Raw genomic sequence first — 16463 nt, 5'->3', positions numbered from 1 at the left:
ATCGCGACACGGTGATCCTGCGATCGCGCTTGTCGAGCGCTACCACTGTCCTGTCGAACGCTACCGCTGTCCTGTCGGCAGCCATCGCGAGCCGCGTCCCGGCCGAAGGTGGACACCGGCCGGGACAGACACCCTGTAATCCTCAGCGGTCCTTGACCGCATGCACCAGGGTGATGCCGAGCCACGGCCCGCCGTACCAGTACCCAGGGCCAAGCGGACGCAGCGTGCCGCGGCCGAGGTGCCTGGCGTACTTCCTGGCCATGGGCCAGGGATCGGCGACGAGGAGCTGCCCGCCGGGGCGCAGGACTCGCATGGCCTCGTCCACCGCGCGGTAGCGTGCCTCGGAGGAGGGGATGTTGTGGATCGCCAGCGCGCTCGTCACGACGTCGAAAGAGGCGTCGGGGAACGGGAGCGCGGTCATGTCGGCTGTGTGGACCTCCACGCGGTCGGCGACGCCGGCCGCGGCGGCGTTGGCAAGCGTGACTTCCGGGCTGTTGCCGCTCTGGTCCCTGGTCCACAGGTCCGCGCCCACGGCGTGTCCCGTCGGCAGCCGCTTGGCCGCCGCGATCAGCACCGCGCCTCGTCCACAGCCCAGGTCCAGGAGATGCTCGTCTCCTCGCAGGCCGGCGCGGTCCAGTTCCCGCTCCCAGATGTGCAGCTTGCCGCGCAGGGTGGTGTGCAGGTACACGGCCGCGTTGGCCAACAGCACCGTCCCGACGGCTGCCGTCGCGACGCTGCCCGGCCATCGTTGAAGGGCAGCCACGTAGCAGGCTGCACCGGCGGCGCCGAGGACGGCTGGGACCGCCGGCGCGTCGACGCCGTACCGCGGCCCTCGAAGGGTCGGCAGAGGTGATCCGTTCGGCTTCTTGACCATGAGCAGTCCTTCCGTAGACCGAGCTAGACGAGGGCAGAGGTCGGCACGTCGGCAGGCTGCTCCGCCGCGAGCGGTTCGATGGCCAGGTGCGGCAGACGGCGGTCCAGCCAGCGGGGCAGCCACCAGTTGGCCCGGCCGCACAGGTACATCACGGCCGGCACGAGCACCGTGCGCAGGACGAAGGCGTCCAGGGCCACGGCGGCGGCCAGCCCGACGCCGAACTCGGCGACGCCGCGCTGCCCCATGAACACGAACGCCGTGAACACCGCGATCATGATCATCGCCGCGGCGGTGATCACCCGCGCGGTGTCGGTCACGCCGGCGAGCACCGACCGGGCGTTGTCTGCGGTCCGCGACCATTCCTCGGCCATCCTGCTGACCAGGAACACCTGGTAGTCCATGGACAGGCCGAACAGGACCGCCAGCACCAGCTCGGGCAGGTAGCCCTCGATCGGGCTCCGCGCGCCGAGGCCGAACGCGCCGGTCCCCCAGCCCCACTGGAAGAACGCGGTGAGTACGCCGAACGCGGCCGCCGCCGCCAGCAGGTTGAGCACCGCTGTGATCGCGGGGATGAGCAGGCTGCGAAAGGCGAGCACGAGTAGCAGGAAGCTGAAACCCATGATCGTGGCGAGGAGCCAGGGCAGCTTGGCGCTTGTCACCGCCGCGAAGTCGATGAAGGTCGCAGTCAGGCCGCCTACGTGGACCCGTAGCGTGGTGCCCTGTGTGTAGCGCGGTATGACCGTGTCGCGCAGATGGTCGATCAGCTTGGAAGTGGCCTTGTCTTCGGGCGCTGTGGTGGGCAGGACCTGGGTCACCTCGATCGTGGGCCCGGCACCCGATGCGGTCTGCGCCGGTGAGGTCTGCGCGGGTGAGGTCTGCACCGCGGCCACCCCGGGCACGGCGGCGAGCGCGTGGTCGAGCCGGTCGAGCGCGGCGCGGTCGGCCGCGGACTGAGTCTGAGCGACCAGGAGCAGCGGGCCGTTGAAACCCGGCCCGAACCCCTCGGCGAGCATTTCGTACGCCTTGTGCGTGTGGGTCGACGTGGGGTCGTTGGAGGCGTCGGAGAAGCCCAGCCTCAGGTGCAGCACGGGAGCGGACACCGCGAGCATGACCGCGACCCCCAGGGAGGCGAGCACCGCGGGGAATCGCGGCACGACACGCGACCAGCGCGCCCACATGCCGCCGCCGTCGGCCTCGTGACCCAGCTCGTCGGCCCGCAGCCTGCGGCGTTGTCCGCGGCTCAGTACGCGCAGACGGAGCACCCCGAACAGCGCGGGCAGCAACGTGACGGCAGCGACCACCGTGCACACGACGGTGATCGCCGCCGGAACGGCCAGCCCGTCGATGAACTGCTGCCCGACGGTGAGCAGGCCGAGCAGGGCGATGCACACTGTGCCGCCGGCGAACAGGACCGCGCGGCCGGAGGTGTTGAGCGCTTGCACGGCCGACTGCTCCGGGTCCATCCCGGACCGCAGGCCGCGGCGATGCCTGGTCACGATGAAGAGGGCATAGTCGACCCCGACGCCGAGGCCGATCAAGGCGCCGAGGATCGGCGCGATACCGTTCACGGACATCAGGTGGCTGAGCGGGGCCATGAGCATCAGGCCGCTGCCGACCCCGGCCGCCGCGGTCACGATCGGCAGCGCCATCGCGAGCAGCGATCCGAACACGACGAGCAGGATGACGGCGGCCGCGCCGATGCCGATCAGCGACGCGTTCGACGCCGTCGTCTCCTCGGCGCCGGCGATCGCCTTGCCGCCGAGTTCGACCGCGAGACCCGGCCCGCGGGCGGCAGTCACCGTCGCTATCACCCGGTCGACGTCGGCATGGTCCAGGTCGTCCGCCTGCTCGGTGAAGGTCACCGTGGCATACGCGGCGCGCCCGTCCGGGCTGACCTGGACCTCGCCGCCCGGCAGGTAGGGACTGGCGACCGACGCCACTGCCGGCAGGTGTGAAACCTGCGAGAGCATGCCCGATATCCGCTGCTCGACGGCCGGATCGGTGACGCGGCCGGCGCCGACCCGCCAGACGATCTGGTCGGCGTCACCGGCCTGGGCCGGCGCCGACCGCACCAGGAGTTGCTGGGCGCTCCCGGAATCCGTCCCCGGCAGGGTGAGCGAGTTGTCGTAGGTCGTCCGCATCGCCTGCGACACCAACGCCAGGCCGATCAGAAGAGCTACCCAGGCGGTGATCACGATGAAACGGTGCTGATAACACCAGCGGGCAAGAGCCGACATGATTCTCCGTTCCTTTCAGTCCGGCTCCTCATCGTCCGGGCTTCGACGCCCCGGGTCGTCGGCCCACCGCAGCGATCGCCGGGATCGTGACCGCGCCATCCGGAGCGGTCTTCGGCTCCGCCTACTGCGCCGGCAGTAGTTTGGTTGCGCACGGCGACGGCTGCTGCCTACAGTCCAGCCATGGGGGCGAGCGCCTGGAACAGGCTGATGGCCCGGCAGGAGCTGCTGCTTTTGTCGGCGGTCGCAGCGGTGGCGCTGTTCGTGGTGGTGACGCTCCCCGCCGACATCAGGGTTCTGAGATCCCACTCGCCGCAAGACTGGCTGGTGTCCGCGGCGGTCTACGCGGCCCTGGTGGCGCATCGGCGGCTCCCGCTCGGCACCGTCGCGGTCACCGTCGCCGGCTCGGTGGTGCTGATGGCCGACGGGATGGCCTACCCGCTGACCTTGCCGGCGGTTTTCTATGTGCTGTACTCGGTCGCGCTGGAAACGGGTCCGGGGCGCACGCTCGCGGTCGGCGTCACCGTCAAGGCGACGCTGCTCAGCGCCTCGCTCATCACCCATCCGGGCCTCGCGGGCTTCGTCATCCTGCTGTGGGCGGCGCTGGCCGTGACCAGCGGCGGCGCGTCCCGCAGTCACCGCGGCTACGTCGTCGAGGTCGAGAAGCGGGTCAGACGGGCCGAGCTGGACCGGGAGGACGAGGCGAATCGCCGGGTCGCCGCGGAACGGCTGCGGATCGCGCGGGACCTGCACGACGCGGTCGGGCATCACGTCGCTCTGATCAATGTGCAGGCCGGCGCACTGGCCTGCCTGCTCGACGACGAGGACCTCGGCCGTGCCAGGGAGTCCCTCGCGCACATCCAGCGCGCCGGCGAGGAAGCTCTCGAGGAACTGCGGCTGACCGTCGGGCTCCTGCGCGCGCCAGGCGCGGCCGAGCCCGCCGAGCCGGCGGAGCCGGTGCCGGGACTGGACCAGCTCGAGGAGCTGATCTGCTCGTTCGCCGACACGGGCCTGCGCGTCACCCGGGAGGTGACCGGGCACGCCAGACCCCTGCCCGAGGCGGTGGAACTGACCGCCTACCGGGTCATCCAGGAGTCGCTGACCAACACGCGCAAGCACGCCGGCTGCGACACCGCCGTGGTGCGGCTCGACTACACGCTCGGAGCGCTCAGCCTGGCGGTCGAGGACGAGGGACGGCCGGCTGCGCTGGACACGCCGACCGCGCGGGCTACGAGAAACTCGAGGGACACGCTGGGCGGACACGGCGTCGTGGGCATGCGGGAGCGGGTGGCCGCCCTGGGCGGCAGGCTGTCGGCAGGACCGCGGCCCGAGGGCGGCTACCGCGTCTTCGCCGAGCTCCCGCTGCGAGCAGCCCGGATCGAGGCTTCGTGACCGGCACCGTGCCGAGATCCGCCGCGACCGAGCCGACCCGCGTCGTCCTCGCCGACGACCAGGACCTCGTCCGCGCGGGCCTGCGCCTGATGATCGACCGCGCACCGGGCCTGGCCGTGGTGGGCGAGGCAGCCACCGGCCACGACGCCGTCCGCATCGCCCGCGAAGCCCGCGCCGACGTCGTCCTGATGGACATCCGCATGCCAGGCCTGGACGGACTCGCCGCGACTCGGCGAATAGCCGCCGACGACAGCCTGGCAGGAGTAAGGGTCCTGATCCTGACCACATTCGAGGTCGACGACTACGTCTTCGAGGCCCTCCGATCAGGAGCCAGCGGCTTCCTCGGCAAGGGAGCCCGCCCAGACGCCCTCATCGACGCAATCCGCACAGTCGCCCGAGGCGACGCACTACTCTCCCCATCCGCCACCCGCGGCCTGATCGCCAGATTCCTCAGCCTGCAGGACACCGAACCGGTCCATCCATCACCCCTCCTCACCACCCTCACCGACCGCGAACGCGAACTCACCGCCCTAGTAGCCGACGGAATGTCGAACACTGACATAGCCCGCCAACTCACCCTCAGCCCCCTCACCGTCAAAACCCACGTCAACCACGCCATGACCAAGCTCGGCGCACGCGACCGCGCACAACTGGTGGTACTCGCTTACCAGACCGGCTTGGCACACCCGCCGCGTCCCCGGCGCTGAGTCAACCGCTTCGCTGGGAGGATCGGCCGCGGAGACTGCAATGAATGATCCTGCTGAGCAGTGTCACGGCTGGAACGTGAGCGCTGGTACCCCCGCGAAGGGCAGGGTTACCAGCGTCGCGTTGTGAAGCTCCGACTGGCCAGTCAGTACCGGGTCATCGGTGCTCGGTCATGGACGTCCTGTCGGCGGTGTCCGTCTGTGGGGGGTCTTCGGACGTGCGCCGGCCGCCCAGTCAGTTGTGGTGCCAGGTGTCGGAGAAGGCGCCGGAGCTGGAGATCGAGGAGACTGTCGCCTTCGTGGTGCTGCCGCTGGCCATGGTGATCGGGTCGGGGTTCTGGCCTGCCATGGATGCGCCGTTGGCTTTGGCTGCGGTGAAGTTGATGGTGCCGTAGTTCGTTAGGGGTAGGACGCCGGAGCTGCTGGATGGTGCCTCGGCTATGACTTCGGCGGAGGCTAGGGCCGGGTTGTTCAGTGTCTTGTTGATGGTGTGGGTCCAGCCCTGGGTGGAGTCGGTCAGGACCAGGGTGAAGTTGGCGCCGCCGGTGTTGGTGACGGAGGCGGTGAAGTGGTCGCCGGCTCGGACGGTGTTGCTGAAGTTCACTGGGTAGGCCGGGTACATCTCGTACCAGCTGTAGTACTGGGCGCGGCCGCTGGAGCAGTCGACCTCGGAGCCGGTCTGTTCCACCGAGTTGCTGCCGTCGCCGTCGAGGCCGACCCAGAAGCTGGAGTAGGTGGTCTTGGACGAGCAGGTGGCGGCCGGCTGGGTCCAGCTGGCCGAGACCGAGGTGAACTTCTTGCCGGTCACGGCGTAGCCGGACCAGTTGTTGCTCGAGCTGTGGAAGACGTGCGAGATCGCGCCGCTCATCGGCGCGTTGAACGTCGTACCGGCAGCCGCCGCGGTCACCGGGAGCATCATCGGCAGCGCGCCGGTGAGGGCCAGGACTGAGCGTCGTATGGCAGCCTTGTGAGCCATCAGTACTCCTTCTCACGTGGGGTGGTTGAGAAGGAAACTAAGCACCGTTATAGGCAGCCGTCTCCCCATGGGAGAGTAAAATCCCGGACAGCCCGTGTTCACCCGGTTACCAGTGGGCCCGGTAATTGGCGACCTTCGGCATCACCGACCCGGGCGTCTACCGCGGAGGCGCCGCCCGACAACGGCCGCAAGGCGTGCGGCACTCTGCCATAGAGAACGCGGGTGTGAGTCGTCTTTCTCGCCCTTGGACTTACCTTCACCACTCGGCTGCGAAGTGGGCTGAGGCGGCGGCGCTGACTCACCTCCGCGAGGGCTTCGTCGCTGGAACGCTGAGAGATCGAGTGTCGTCGTCGCCCCGGGGACGAGCCTTGGGGCTGGCACCGGCGCGATATGGGGATCGTCGGCGAGCCAGAACGCGCGGAACGTCTCTTTGGTGATTCGCAGCGCTTCGTCGAGCAGCCGTGGGTCGAAATCCTCTGGGCTTCCCGCGATGACCACACCCTCGGTGAGCACGACCTTGCGCGAATGCTCGTCCAGCAGGTCTCCACCCTCCTGACCGATCATGCCGGCGTGGGCGACAGGCCTCCTGAAGAAGAGGGTGTAGTCGGTTCTGGACGCGGGGTCGTGGAACTGCGACCTCTCGATGTCATCGGCCGCGAGGGTGGCTTGCGCGACGCTGGGCAACAGATCCGCGTGCCGTCCAGCCGAGATCAGGGGATTCGGAGCGAGGACCACCCGCTGGCCGACGGTCCGTCCCCGACTGATCAGGAACGGCCAGGCGTCGGCCGGCGGCGGTGAGGAGGAGGATTCGCTGCCCACCGGGTCACGCGTCCAGCATGGAACTAGGCTGCTCTGCCTCGAAGGCTTGCAGCTTGTGCCGGAGCGTGCGCATGACGTAGTACAGCGCAGCCTCCGGGCTTCGGACGCCCTTGAGATCCCGGGCCTTGACCCTGCGCACGCCCCGCCGCATGGTCCGCCCCGTCTTCATCGCCGGTTTGCCCAGGAGCCGCACCGCGCCCTGCCCGTTGTCGGCCATGAACGCGACGATCTGGCTGAGGCTGATACTGATGCCGGTCAGGCCGATCTTGGCGTTGAGACCGTGCTGCCCGTCGAGCTGTCTCTGGGCGAACTGCCCCACTCGCTGCACGTCCACGCCGGCCGCGTCCGCCGCCTCGCTGCCGGCGGCATCGCCCGCCTGGCCGGCTCGAAGCCGCCTGGCCGCGAGATCGCAGATGTCGTAGACGGTCGCGAGCAACGGCACTTCGACGTACTGCTGACTCGCTCGAGCGGCCGCGTTCTTAGTGATCGTCCAGTCATCTTGCAGGACAGCCAACCCGCCGAGCGAGGTGACAGGGATGAACCGGATCGAGCCCTGCGGTCGACGCGTGAAGACAGCTTGGGCCGTCCGGGACTCGACAAGCTTCCCGAAGCCGGCGCCACCGGACTCGAGCATCTTGGTCCGGACCGCGTCCAGGGTGATGCCGCGACTGTCGAGCAGGTCCCACTTCGTGATGATGAAGTGCAGGGGCACGTCCGTCCCCTCCATGAACGCCACGATCGGCCTGACCTGATCGTTCATGAAGGAGGTGCTGCGATGACCTTGCATGAATTGGAGAAGTCTCAGACCGTCGATGATGCCCAGGAGCGCGTGCGCTTCCCGCACCCGCTTCTTGAACGGTTCGAGGACCTCGGCCGACTGCTCATACGCTTCCGGAATCCATTCCCCGGCATAGTCCACGTAAGAGACATTCAGCGGGTGGAACGTACGCCGCTTCAACGTGCCGCGCATCGACTTCTGAGTCCACGACACCTTCATGGCGAACACGAACTCACGCATCTGCTCACCGGAATGGGTGCCAGCCGGCCAGCTCGGGTCCTCAGGCTCGACCGCGAGGTCGTACGTCTTGGCCAGCAGCGCCCGCTTGTCCGGCTCCTCCACCGTCGCGGTGATCCCCCGTCCGACCGCATCGGGATCGTTGCCGAGCACATGGTGGAGAGCGGACAGATAGACGGTCTTCCCGGACCCGGGCGAACCAAGAGCGACCACATGGTAGGTGTCGACACCCGTCAAAGCGTTCCCCTTGCCCAGAACTCAGGCCGTTGCGACGGCAAACCATTCCAACCTGGAGCGTACGCGGATGGGAGACCAGTTCGCCGCTCTTCTGCCCGGACGCGGACCAATGGTGGAACCTCACTACGACGCAGCCGGTGCCGGAAGCGCGTCCAACCGCTGCTGGACGCGTGACGCGTCCGTGAGTCGATGCTGCTCGGCGTAGAGCGTGTGCGCACGCTGCCATGTGTCACGGGCCTGCTCGATATTGCATTGCGCGCAATGGGTCTCGGCGATGTGGTGGAGGATGTCCGGCTCGAGATAGCTGTGGCCCTGGGCGCGGCAGATCGCCAGCGCCTGGCGGAAGTGTTCGAGCGCTCGGTCGTATTCGTGCAGGCGGTGGGCGATGAATCCGAGGCTGTCGAGGATGTCGGATTCACCGACCCGCTGATCGTCGGAGGGCAGCCGGCGCAGCAGAGCCAGTGCGGCCTGGCAGTTGGTGCGGGCCTCCATGTGCTCGCCTATCCGAGCCTGCAACCAGCCCACGCCGTTGAGTCCTCGGGCTTGCCGGTAAAGGTCGTCCAGCGACTGGAAGATCAGCACGGCGCGGCGTGCGTGCTCCAGCGCGTGCCGGTCGTCGCCGTGCCGCTCCCAGGCGCCGCCCAGACTGTGGTGGATCTCGCCCTGGCTGCTGACGTCATCGGCCTGCTCGGCCATGGTCAGGGCTTCGTGCAGCGCACGCAGAGCGTCGGCGGTCCTCCCGAGTTGGGCGTAGGCGTCGCCGAGCATATGGTGCGCCAGGATCCGCAGCGCCTGGTCGGGCAGAGATCGGGCGCTGGTCACGGCGAGCTCCCAGGCAGTGGCCTGAGACTCGAGGTGTCCACGGCGCCGATGGTAGGGATCGAGCGTCCAGGCCAGGAGGTAGACCGCTTCGTCCCAGCCGAGGCTCTGAGCCGTCCGTTGAGCGGCCAACAGATTGGTGTGCTCGGTATCGAACCAGGCCATCGCCGAGGCGGGATCAGCGAGCGAGTGGGCCATGGAGCCCTCGACCGGTTCGGCGGCCAGCGGGACGGGGCGGTCTGCGAACAGTCGTACAGCCTCGTAGGCCGTACGCACGTAGCTGTCGGCCAAGCGCCGTTGTGCCGCCTGCACCTCGGCGGGAGCGTGCTGAGCGGCAGCTTGTTCGGCAGCGTACAGCCGCACCAGATCGTGCATGCGGTACCGCTCGGGCGCATGCCTTTCGATCAGCGAGGAGTGCTCAAGCATGCGAAGCACGGTGCGGGTCTTCGCCACCGTCAGGGCGAGCAGGCTCGCCGCGGCGGTCTGCCCGAGGTCGGGCCCGGGAGCGATCCCGAGAAGCCCGAAGGCCCGCGCGGCATCCGGCGACAGAGCACGGCTGGACCAGGACAGCACGCCCCGCAGATCAGCCTGGGGCTCTCCGGCGTCGAGGCCGTCGAGCCGATAGGCGTCCTCGCCGAGTTCGGCGGCCAGCGCGCCAAGCGACAGATCGGAGTGGATCGTCGCACGCGCGGCCACGATGCCCACCGCGAGGGGCAGCCCGGCGCAGCAAGCCAGCAAGGCGTCCGCCGCCTGGGGTTCGGCGTCGAGGCGCGCACGCCCCAGATAGCGGGAGAGCAGCCGCCGAGCCTCGTCCCGCGGCAAGACGTCCAAGGCGACCGAGGACACGCCGTGCGTGGCTATCAGTCCTGCCAGCTGCGGGCGGCTGGTGATCAGCACGGTGCACGCGTCGCTGCCCGGCAGCAGCGGCGTCACCTGCGCGGTGTCACGGGCGTTATCCAAGAGGATCAGCATTCTGCGACCGGCTGTCAGGCTGCGGTACAAGCCGAAGCGAGCGTCGCGGGCGGCCGGGATCGCGGAGGGCGCCACGCCCAACGCCTCCAGGAAACCGCGGACGGCGGCAGTCGGAGCCATGGGCTGACCAGCGGGGTCGAATCCCCGCAGGTCCACATACAGCTGGCCGTCGGGAAACCGATCAAGATGCTGATTCGCCCAGTGCAGGGCGAGCCAGGTCTTGCCGATGCCGCCCATCCCGCCGATGGCGCAGACCCGGGGTCGGTCGTCGGCCCGCGTCCGCTCGTCCAGCGCCGCCCCTAGCGCCGCGTCCAGCCACGCCAGTTCCCGAGCACGGCCGGTGAACAGGGGCGGTGCGGCGGGCAGTCGATGTGCCACGGTGCCGGGCGGTGACACGCGCTCCGGTCCGGGCTCGGGGCGGCGGGCGCCGCGGCGATTCCCGGTCCGCCGGTTCACCTCCTCCACCCGGTCACGCGCGGTGGCCAGCGCGCGCTGTTCAGCCGGCGAGACGCCCAGTACTTCGAGCAAGGCGTCGAAACGGTCCGTCGGTGGCAGCGTGCGGGCGGTGAAGTATTCGGCGATCGCCGTCTGCGACCATCCGGTCTCCGCAGCCAGCTCCCGGTATGTCAGTTTCCTGTCACGCCGTCTCCGCGCGTGCCGACGCCGAAGATCCCGCAACAGCTCAGCGAGCTCCTCCGATGTCGTGACCGATGACGCGGCGGAGACGAGCGAGTCGCGATGCCCTGTGCCTGGCTGCTCGCGCGGGCTGGGTTCCACGGCGCGATCGTTCCCGCGAACCTAAGAACCCATACATACCTCGCGCGGGTGCGCAGTGCGCGAGGCGGGGACCGGGATCCGCCCTCTTCGCGTGCGATCCCGGTTCCCGAAAGTTTCACCAGGTCAGCTGTTAGTCAGCCGCAGCGGCTGCGGTCAGCTGTAAGTCAGAGAGCTGATGGAGCAGTAGTAGAGCAGGTAGTTCAGCCCGTATCCTACGCTGTAGGTGTAGTCGGCGCAGCCACCGACGGCGTTGACGGTCGAGGTGCCGGCGCCGATGCCGTAGGTGTAGCCCTCCCACATGGGATAGCCGCCGTCCGTCGGCTGGTTGTCGCAGTAGGAGGGCTGGTACTGGAAGTTCATGCTGTTGGTGGGGATCGAGATGGTGAAGACCTTGGTGGTGCCGTCGGCGTAGCTGCTGCCGGGCGGGGAGTACCAGCCGGAGCCGGTGTTGATGTACAGCCCGTAGGGCAGGCCGGTAGCGCAGCTGAAGGACAGGACCATCGTGCGTGAGTCGGCCGAGGCGGGCGGCGAGGCGGCGACGGTCGTCGCCAGGATGGCGGCGCTCGCCGAGCACAGTGCGATGATCCGTCTGCGGAGATTCCTCTTGATCATTGACGACACCTGTTCTTCCCTAGGTTCGGAGCTGTCCCGATTGCCTGGCGGTCCCGGCGGGACCCACGCCGTATGGTGACCGACCCCCGTGACGGTCGGCGCGGTTCCCGTACACCGCCGGACAACTCCGAAAAACGGCGTGCGTCGCCGAGAGTGCGGCTGTCCGCCTCTCGGTGCCGGGCGGCATGAAGCTTTCGCGCCCGCCGGCGATCACGGTCGCGGTCGGTCGGTCTCCGACGCAGGTCGCACGGCATCCGCCGAGTAAGGGCTCTGACGAGCGAAGGACAGCTCTTGACGGTGTTGTCCGGGGCGGGTTCCGTGTGCCTGGCGTGTGTCCCTGAGCAGTGCCGGGAGGAATAAGCGTGCGTAGACAAAAGCGGTGGTTCAACGCGATGGTGTCGGCCGGCGCCGCGCTGGCCATGACCATCGGGCTGGTGGGGATCGCCGGAACCCAGAGCGCGGCCGCGGAATCCAACGGCGGCGTCAAAGTGATGCCGCTGGGCGACTCGATCACCGACGGGATCACGGTGTCGGGCGCCTATCGCACGGGCCTGTGGCAGCGCTTCGTCGCCGGCGGCTACAAGGTCGACTTCGTGGGCTCGCTGTCCGGCGGCCCGGCGGCCCTGGGAGACCACGACCACGAAGGCCACTCCGGCTGGCGCATCGACCAGATCGACGCGAACATCACCGGCTGGCTCCAGACCTACCAGCCGCACACCGTCCTGCTGCACATCGGCACCAACGACATCCTGCAGAACGACGATGTCTCCAACACCCCCAACCGGCTCTCCGGCCTCATCGACCACATCACCGCCGCCGACCCGGGCGCCGAGGTGTTCGTCGCCCAGATCATCCCGCTGGCCAACTCCGGGCAGAACGCCCAGGTGCGCACCTACAACGCGGCGATCCCCGGCATCGTGTCGAGCAAGGTCTCCGCCGGCAAGCACGTGCACCTGGTCGACATGTACGACGCGTTGACCACGTCCGACCTGGCCGACGGCGTCCACCCCACCGCCGCCGGCTACGACAAGATGGCCGCGGTCTGGTACTCGGCGCTCCTGTCGGTGTCCGGCAGCATCGGCCAGCCCGGCAGCACCGGCGGTGGCGGCGCCATCGTCGGAACCGCCTCCGGCCGCTGCGCGGACGTCCCCAACTCCACCCAGACCCTCGGCACGCAGGTCCAGCTGTGGGACTGCAGCGGCGCGACGAACCAGCAGTGGACCGCCACCTCCGCCGGCGAGCTGCGCGTCTACAGCGGCGACTGCCTCGACGCCTACGGCAAGGGCACCACTCCCGGCACCAAGGTCGCGATCTGGTCCTGCAACGGCCAGACCAACCAGCAATGGCGTCTGAACGCCGATGGAACCATCACCGGCGTCCAATCAGGACTCTGTCTCGACGCCACGGGAGCCGCCACCGCCAACGGCACCCTGCTGGAACTGTGGACGTGCAACGGCCAGAGCAACCAGCAATGGACGCGGAGGTAGCCGCCGGGGATATCGAACGGCGGGGATGACCGCTTACGGCCCTGGGGCGTTGTCCCCGGGGCCGTACTCGTTGGCGCGTCGGCTGCCGATGAGGGCCGTGACGTCGTGACGCAGCGAGGCGAAGCGGGGCGAGGCTCGGCCTCGGGCGAGGGTGCCGCCTGTCTGCGCTTGAGGTCGGCTCGGCGTTCAGCTCACTGCAGGTAGCAAGCCTTGACCGCGCCCGGCGCCGGATCGCCGAAGACTGCGTTGGTGCAGGTTGTCGGGGCGTTCGCTGTGCGGTAGGCATAGTCGCCGTGGGCGCCGAAGGCCACGTCGCGGCTGGCGGTGAGGGTGCAGGTGGCCGTTTCGGCGGCGCAGGGGATCCAGGTTGTGGCGGCGGGGGGTGGGGCTTCGATGAAGCAGGACTTGGGGATGCCGTACGCCGGGTCGCCGAAGATCGTGGTGGTGCAAGGGGTGCCGCCGGTCAAGGTCGCGTAGGTGTACTTGCCTTGGGCGCCGAATGCCACGGTCTCGGTGCCCGCGAAGGAGCACGTCGCCGTCTCCGCCGCGCATTGTTGCCACGCGCCGGGCGTCGTCGCGGGCGCCGGCTCGGCATAGCAGGCCTTGGAGACGCCCGAGTCCGGGTCGCCGAATACCGTGTTGGAGCAGGCAACGGTGCCACTCACGGTCGCGTAGTCGTACTTACCCTGCGCGCCGAACGCCACCGTCTCGGTGCCCGCGACCGAGCAGTTGCCGGTCTCGACCGCACACTGAGTCCACGTCCCCGGCAGCACGGTGCTCGACGCCGGAACGAGCGAGCCGGTGAACTCCCAGCTGCCGGAGCCGACCGTATACGTGCTCGAAGTCCCGCCCGCGGACACCTGCACCGCACCGGCGCCCGCCGGGCTGACCGTCGTCACGCTCCCCTGCCCGAAGCTCGGCACCCGCACGCTCGCCGTCGCCCCGACCGGAACCGTGACGTCCATCGTGACCTTGCCGCCGCTCACCGACCACGACGAGGCGACCGTCCCCCGAACCGTGCTGACAGAAGCCGCGACGCTCTGAAGACCGGCGGGAATCTGCGGCGCGATGCTGACCGTGCTGTAACCCGGGCCCGTCGGCTCGATACCCGCAAGCCTGCTGGCGAAGGAGGCATTGATCCCGGCGAACATCGCGTGATCATGGGACTCCATCGAGGAGGCATACGTCCACTCCTCCCAGTCCGTCGTCGCCCCCTTGCCGATCTCGAAGCCGTAGCCCGGATACGTGCCCTGATCCAGCACCGTCATCGCAAGGTCGGTACGCCCGATGCCCGCCAGCGCGTCCATCAGATACCGCGTCCCGAAGATCCCGGTATCGAGGTGTCCGCCGTTGCCACGCACGACCGTGTCCACGAGCCGCGCCCCGACCGCGGGCACATCGGCGGCCGGCACCATCCCGAACGCGAGCGGCAAAATGCTCGTCGTTTCGCGTCCATCCCCATAGCTCGCGTGGTCGGAGTTCAGAAACGCCGCGTTGAAAGCGTTCGCGATATCGCCGGCCAGCTGCGTGTAGTGCGCCGCGTCCCCAGCCTGCCCCAGCGCCGTCGCAGCCTTGGCGACGTCCGAAGCCTGCAGATACGACAGCGCCGTATTGACGATCGGCACCTCGCTGGTGCACGCCCCGGCGCTCGGATTCCCCATACCGCCGTTGGCATTCGAGCTGTGGTCCGGCGGACACCAGTCACCAAAGCCGGTGGACCAGATGTGGCCAGGCACATTGGTGGCGTTCGTATCGACGAACTTCTTCATCAGCGGATACATCGCAGCGAGCGTGGCGATATCGCCGTACTGCTGATACAGCGTCCAGGCCAGCGTCACCTGGTCGCCACCCATATCAGGCTGCTGAGCGTTCCCGCCGTCGCTGGGCAGCGCGGTCCCCGGCGGCATGTCCCGCAGATAGTTGGCGTAGTAGGTGTCCATCCCGAACTCGGCAGTCGACGCATCGTGGTACGCCTGCACGTCCATCCCCGGAGGCGTACGTTCATCCCGCACCGGATTGTCCGTAGGCGTGCTCATCTGGTTGTTCAGCATGGTCCGCTGGTTGTTCTGCCATATCTGATTCAGCGTCGCGTCAGATGAGCTGAACGTACTGGTCGACGCCAGGTCCGCATGAACAACACGCGCCTGGAGGCTGCTCACGACCGGAGTCTGCGGATCCCCGGTGACCTCCACATACCGGAAGCCGTGATACGTAAAGCGCGGTTCGTACGTCTCCGTTGATCCCGTACCCGCGAGCGTATAAGAGTCCGTGGACAGCGCGTTTCGGTTGGTCGTGGTATCGATCGTTCCGTTCGCGAGCAGGTCCTCAGCGGTCTGCATCTTCACCGTCGAGCCCGCCGCGCCTTGCGTACGCAGCACTTCCCAGCCCGAGACGTTCTGACCGAAGTCGTACACGTACACACCCGGCGACGGCGACGTCAGCTTCACCGCGTTCAGCGTCTGCGTCACCCGGATCGGCGGCATCGCGTCGGCCACCAGCGACCCGCCCGGCGCGGCGACGGTCCGCACCGGCTGCAACGACGACGCGCTGAACCCGGCCGCGTCCCAACCAGGCTGCACCATCCGGGCGTCGTAGGACTCGCCGTTGTAGATGCCGTCAGCGGTGATCGGACTCGGCGACCACGTCCAACTGCCGTCACTGGTGACGGCCTGATGTGTGCCATCGCTGAAGGTGACGTCGATGAGCACGATCGCCTGCTTCGGTCCCAGCCACCGGAAGCCGTACTGGCTGAAGTTCGCGTCGTAACCGTTGCCGAGCCACAGCCCGACCGCATTGCCGCCCTGCTTGACGGTGCCGGTGACGTCATACGCGGCGTACAGATCACGCTGCGCGTAAGGGGTACTCGCCGGCTCCAGAACCCGATCGCCGACCTTGCCTCCGTTGAGATGCAGCTCGTAGAAGCCGAGCCCGAAGACATACGCCCGAGCCCTCGCCACCGGCTTGGCCAGCGTGAAGTCCTTACGCAGCAACGGCGACGCGGCGCTCGCGGACGTCGGGCTGATCCACTGCGCGCCCTGCCAATCGCCGGGATTGAGCAGACCCATCTCCCACTGAGCCGGAGCGCTCCAGCCCGAAGCCGTTCCGTGCTCGTCCCAGATCTGCACAGCCCAGTAGTAGGTCTTCTCACTCGCCAGCGCCGGACCGCCATACGCGATGCCCACTGAGTTGCCCGAAGCCACCTCACCGCTGTCCCATACGCTCCCCACCCCGGCGCTCGCATCGCTCTGGCTGCCGGCGACCACGATCCGATAAGCACTCTGATACTCGCCGTTGATCTGTGACGCCAGCTTCCAGCTCAGACTCGGGTGCGGGTCGTCGATCCCAAGAGGGTTCGTCGTGGCATCGGTCTGCAGAGCACTGACCGACACTTCGGTTCCGGCCGAGGACGCCGACAGCGACAGCGACGGCGACGGCGCCGCGGAGGCGACCGGCGTCACGGCGGCAAAGGCGAGGATCAGCGCGAGCGCGGTGGCAAAGCGGCGCCGAATCAGCATACGGATGACCGTCCTCAGTGCCGAGGCATG

10 protein-coding genes and 1 pseudogene are annotated in these 16463 nt (G+C 68.5%); 4 read left to right on the top strand and 7 right to left on the bottom strand.

Features of this window, described 5'->3' with window-relative positions; genetic code table 11:
* Positions 1 to 142: 142 nt before the first annotated feature.
* Both CACI_RS18645 and CACI_RS18640 read right to left on the bottom strand, forming a co-directional pair.
* On the bottom strand, positions 143 to 874 hold the full coding sequence (locus CACI_RS18645) for a class I SAM-dependent methyltransferase (RefSeq protein WP_015792382.1): 732 nt from the start codon (positions 872 to 874) through the stop codon (positions 143 to 145).
* 23 nt (positions 875 to 897) lie between these two features.
* A complete protein-coding gene (locus tag CACI_RS18640; protein ID WP_015792381.1) occupies positions 898 to 3111 on the bottom strand; it encodes an MMPL family transporter in 2214 nt (737 codons plus the stop codon).
* A 180-nt stretch (positions 3112 to 3291) separates the two neighbouring features.
* Here CACI_RS18640 and CACI_RS18635 point away from each other — a divergent pair, with 180 nt between their 5' ends.
* The gene (locus CACI_RS18635) at positions 3292 to 4500 is read left to right on the top strand and encodes a sensor histidine kinase (protein ID WP_063643538.1); all 1209 of its coding nucleotides are present in this window, start codon (positions 3292 to 3294) and stop codon (positions 4498 to 4500) included.
* On the top strand, positions 4497 to 5207 hold the full coding sequence (locus CACI_RS18630) for a response regulator (protein WP_015792379.1): 711 nt from the start codon (positions 4497 to 4499) through the stop codon (positions 5205 to 5207). Before CACI_RS18635 ends, CACI_RS18630 begins: the two co-directional genes overlap by 4 nt.
* 232 nt (positions 5208 to 5439) lie before the next feature.
* On the opposite strand, the gene CACI_RS18625 is transcribed toward CACI_RS18630, so the two are convergent.
* A complete protein-coding gene (locus tag CACI_RS18625; protein WP_015792378.1) occupies positions 5440 to 6180 on the bottom strand; it encodes a G1 family glutamic endopeptidase in 741 nt (246 codons plus the stop codon).
* A gap of 390 nt (positions 6181 to 6570) precedes the next feature.
* On the opposite strand from CACI_RS18625, the gene CACI_RS18620 reads away from it, so the two are divergent.
* Positions 6571 to 6978, top strand: a complete 408-nt coding sequence (locus CACI_RS18620; protein WP_041540323.1) for a hypothetical protein — start codon at positions 6571 to 6573, stop codon at positions 6976 to 6978.
* Positions 6979 to 7003: 25 nt separating this feature from the next.
* Here CACI_RS18620 and CACI_RS18615 read toward each other — a convergent pair whose 3' ends face one another.
* The 3 genes from CACI_RS18615 to CACI_RS18605 form a co-directional block, all read right to left on the bottom strand.
* Positions 7004 to 8251, bottom strand: a complete 1248-nt coding sequence (locus CACI_RS18615; RefSeq protein ID WP_015792376.1) for a hypothetical protein — start codon at positions 8249 to 8251, stop codon at positions 7004 to 7006.
* Between the two features lie 123 nt (positions 8252 to 8374).
* Positions 8375 to 10819 carry an ATP-binding protein gene (locus CACI_RS18610; RefSeq protein WP_015792375.1) on the bottom strand — a complete coding sequence of 815 codons (2445 nt, stop codon included), beginning with the start codon at positions 10817 to 10819 and terminating at the stop codon, positions 8375 to 8377.
* A gap of 153 nt (positions 10820 to 10972) precedes the next feature.
* The gene (locus tag CACI_RS18605; RefSeq protein ID WP_015792374.1) at positions 10973 to 11431 is read right to left on the bottom strand and encodes a hypothetical protein; all 459 of its coding nucleotides are present in this window, start codon (positions 11429 to 11431) and stop codon (positions 10973 to 10975) included.
* Between the two features lie 362 nt (positions 11432 to 11793).
* On the opposite strand from CACI_RS18605, the gene CACI_RS18600 reads away from it, so the two are divergent.
* Entirely contained in the window at positions 11794 to 12918 is a 1125-nt protein-coding gene (locus CACI_RS18600) for a ricin-type beta-trefoil lectin domain protein (protein ID WP_015792373.1), read from the top strand.
* 800 nt (positions 12919 to 13718) lie between these two features.
* Here CACI_RS18600 and CACI_RS18595 read toward each other — a convergent pair.
* Positions 13719 to 16433: pseudogene (locus CACI_RS18595) on the bottom strand (family 78 glycoside hydrolase catalytic domain); the annotation flags it as partial.
* Positions 16434 to 16463: the final 30 nt, after the last annotated feature.

Source organism: Catenulispora acidiphila DSM 44928 (assembly GCF_000024025.1).
GTDB lineage: Bacteria > Actinomycetota > Actinomycetes > Streptomycetales > Catenulisporaceae > Catenulispora > Catenulispora acidiphila.
The sequence above is the reverse complement of the archived record's forward strand: the minus strand, read 5'-3'. Positions and strand labels throughout refer to the sequence as shown.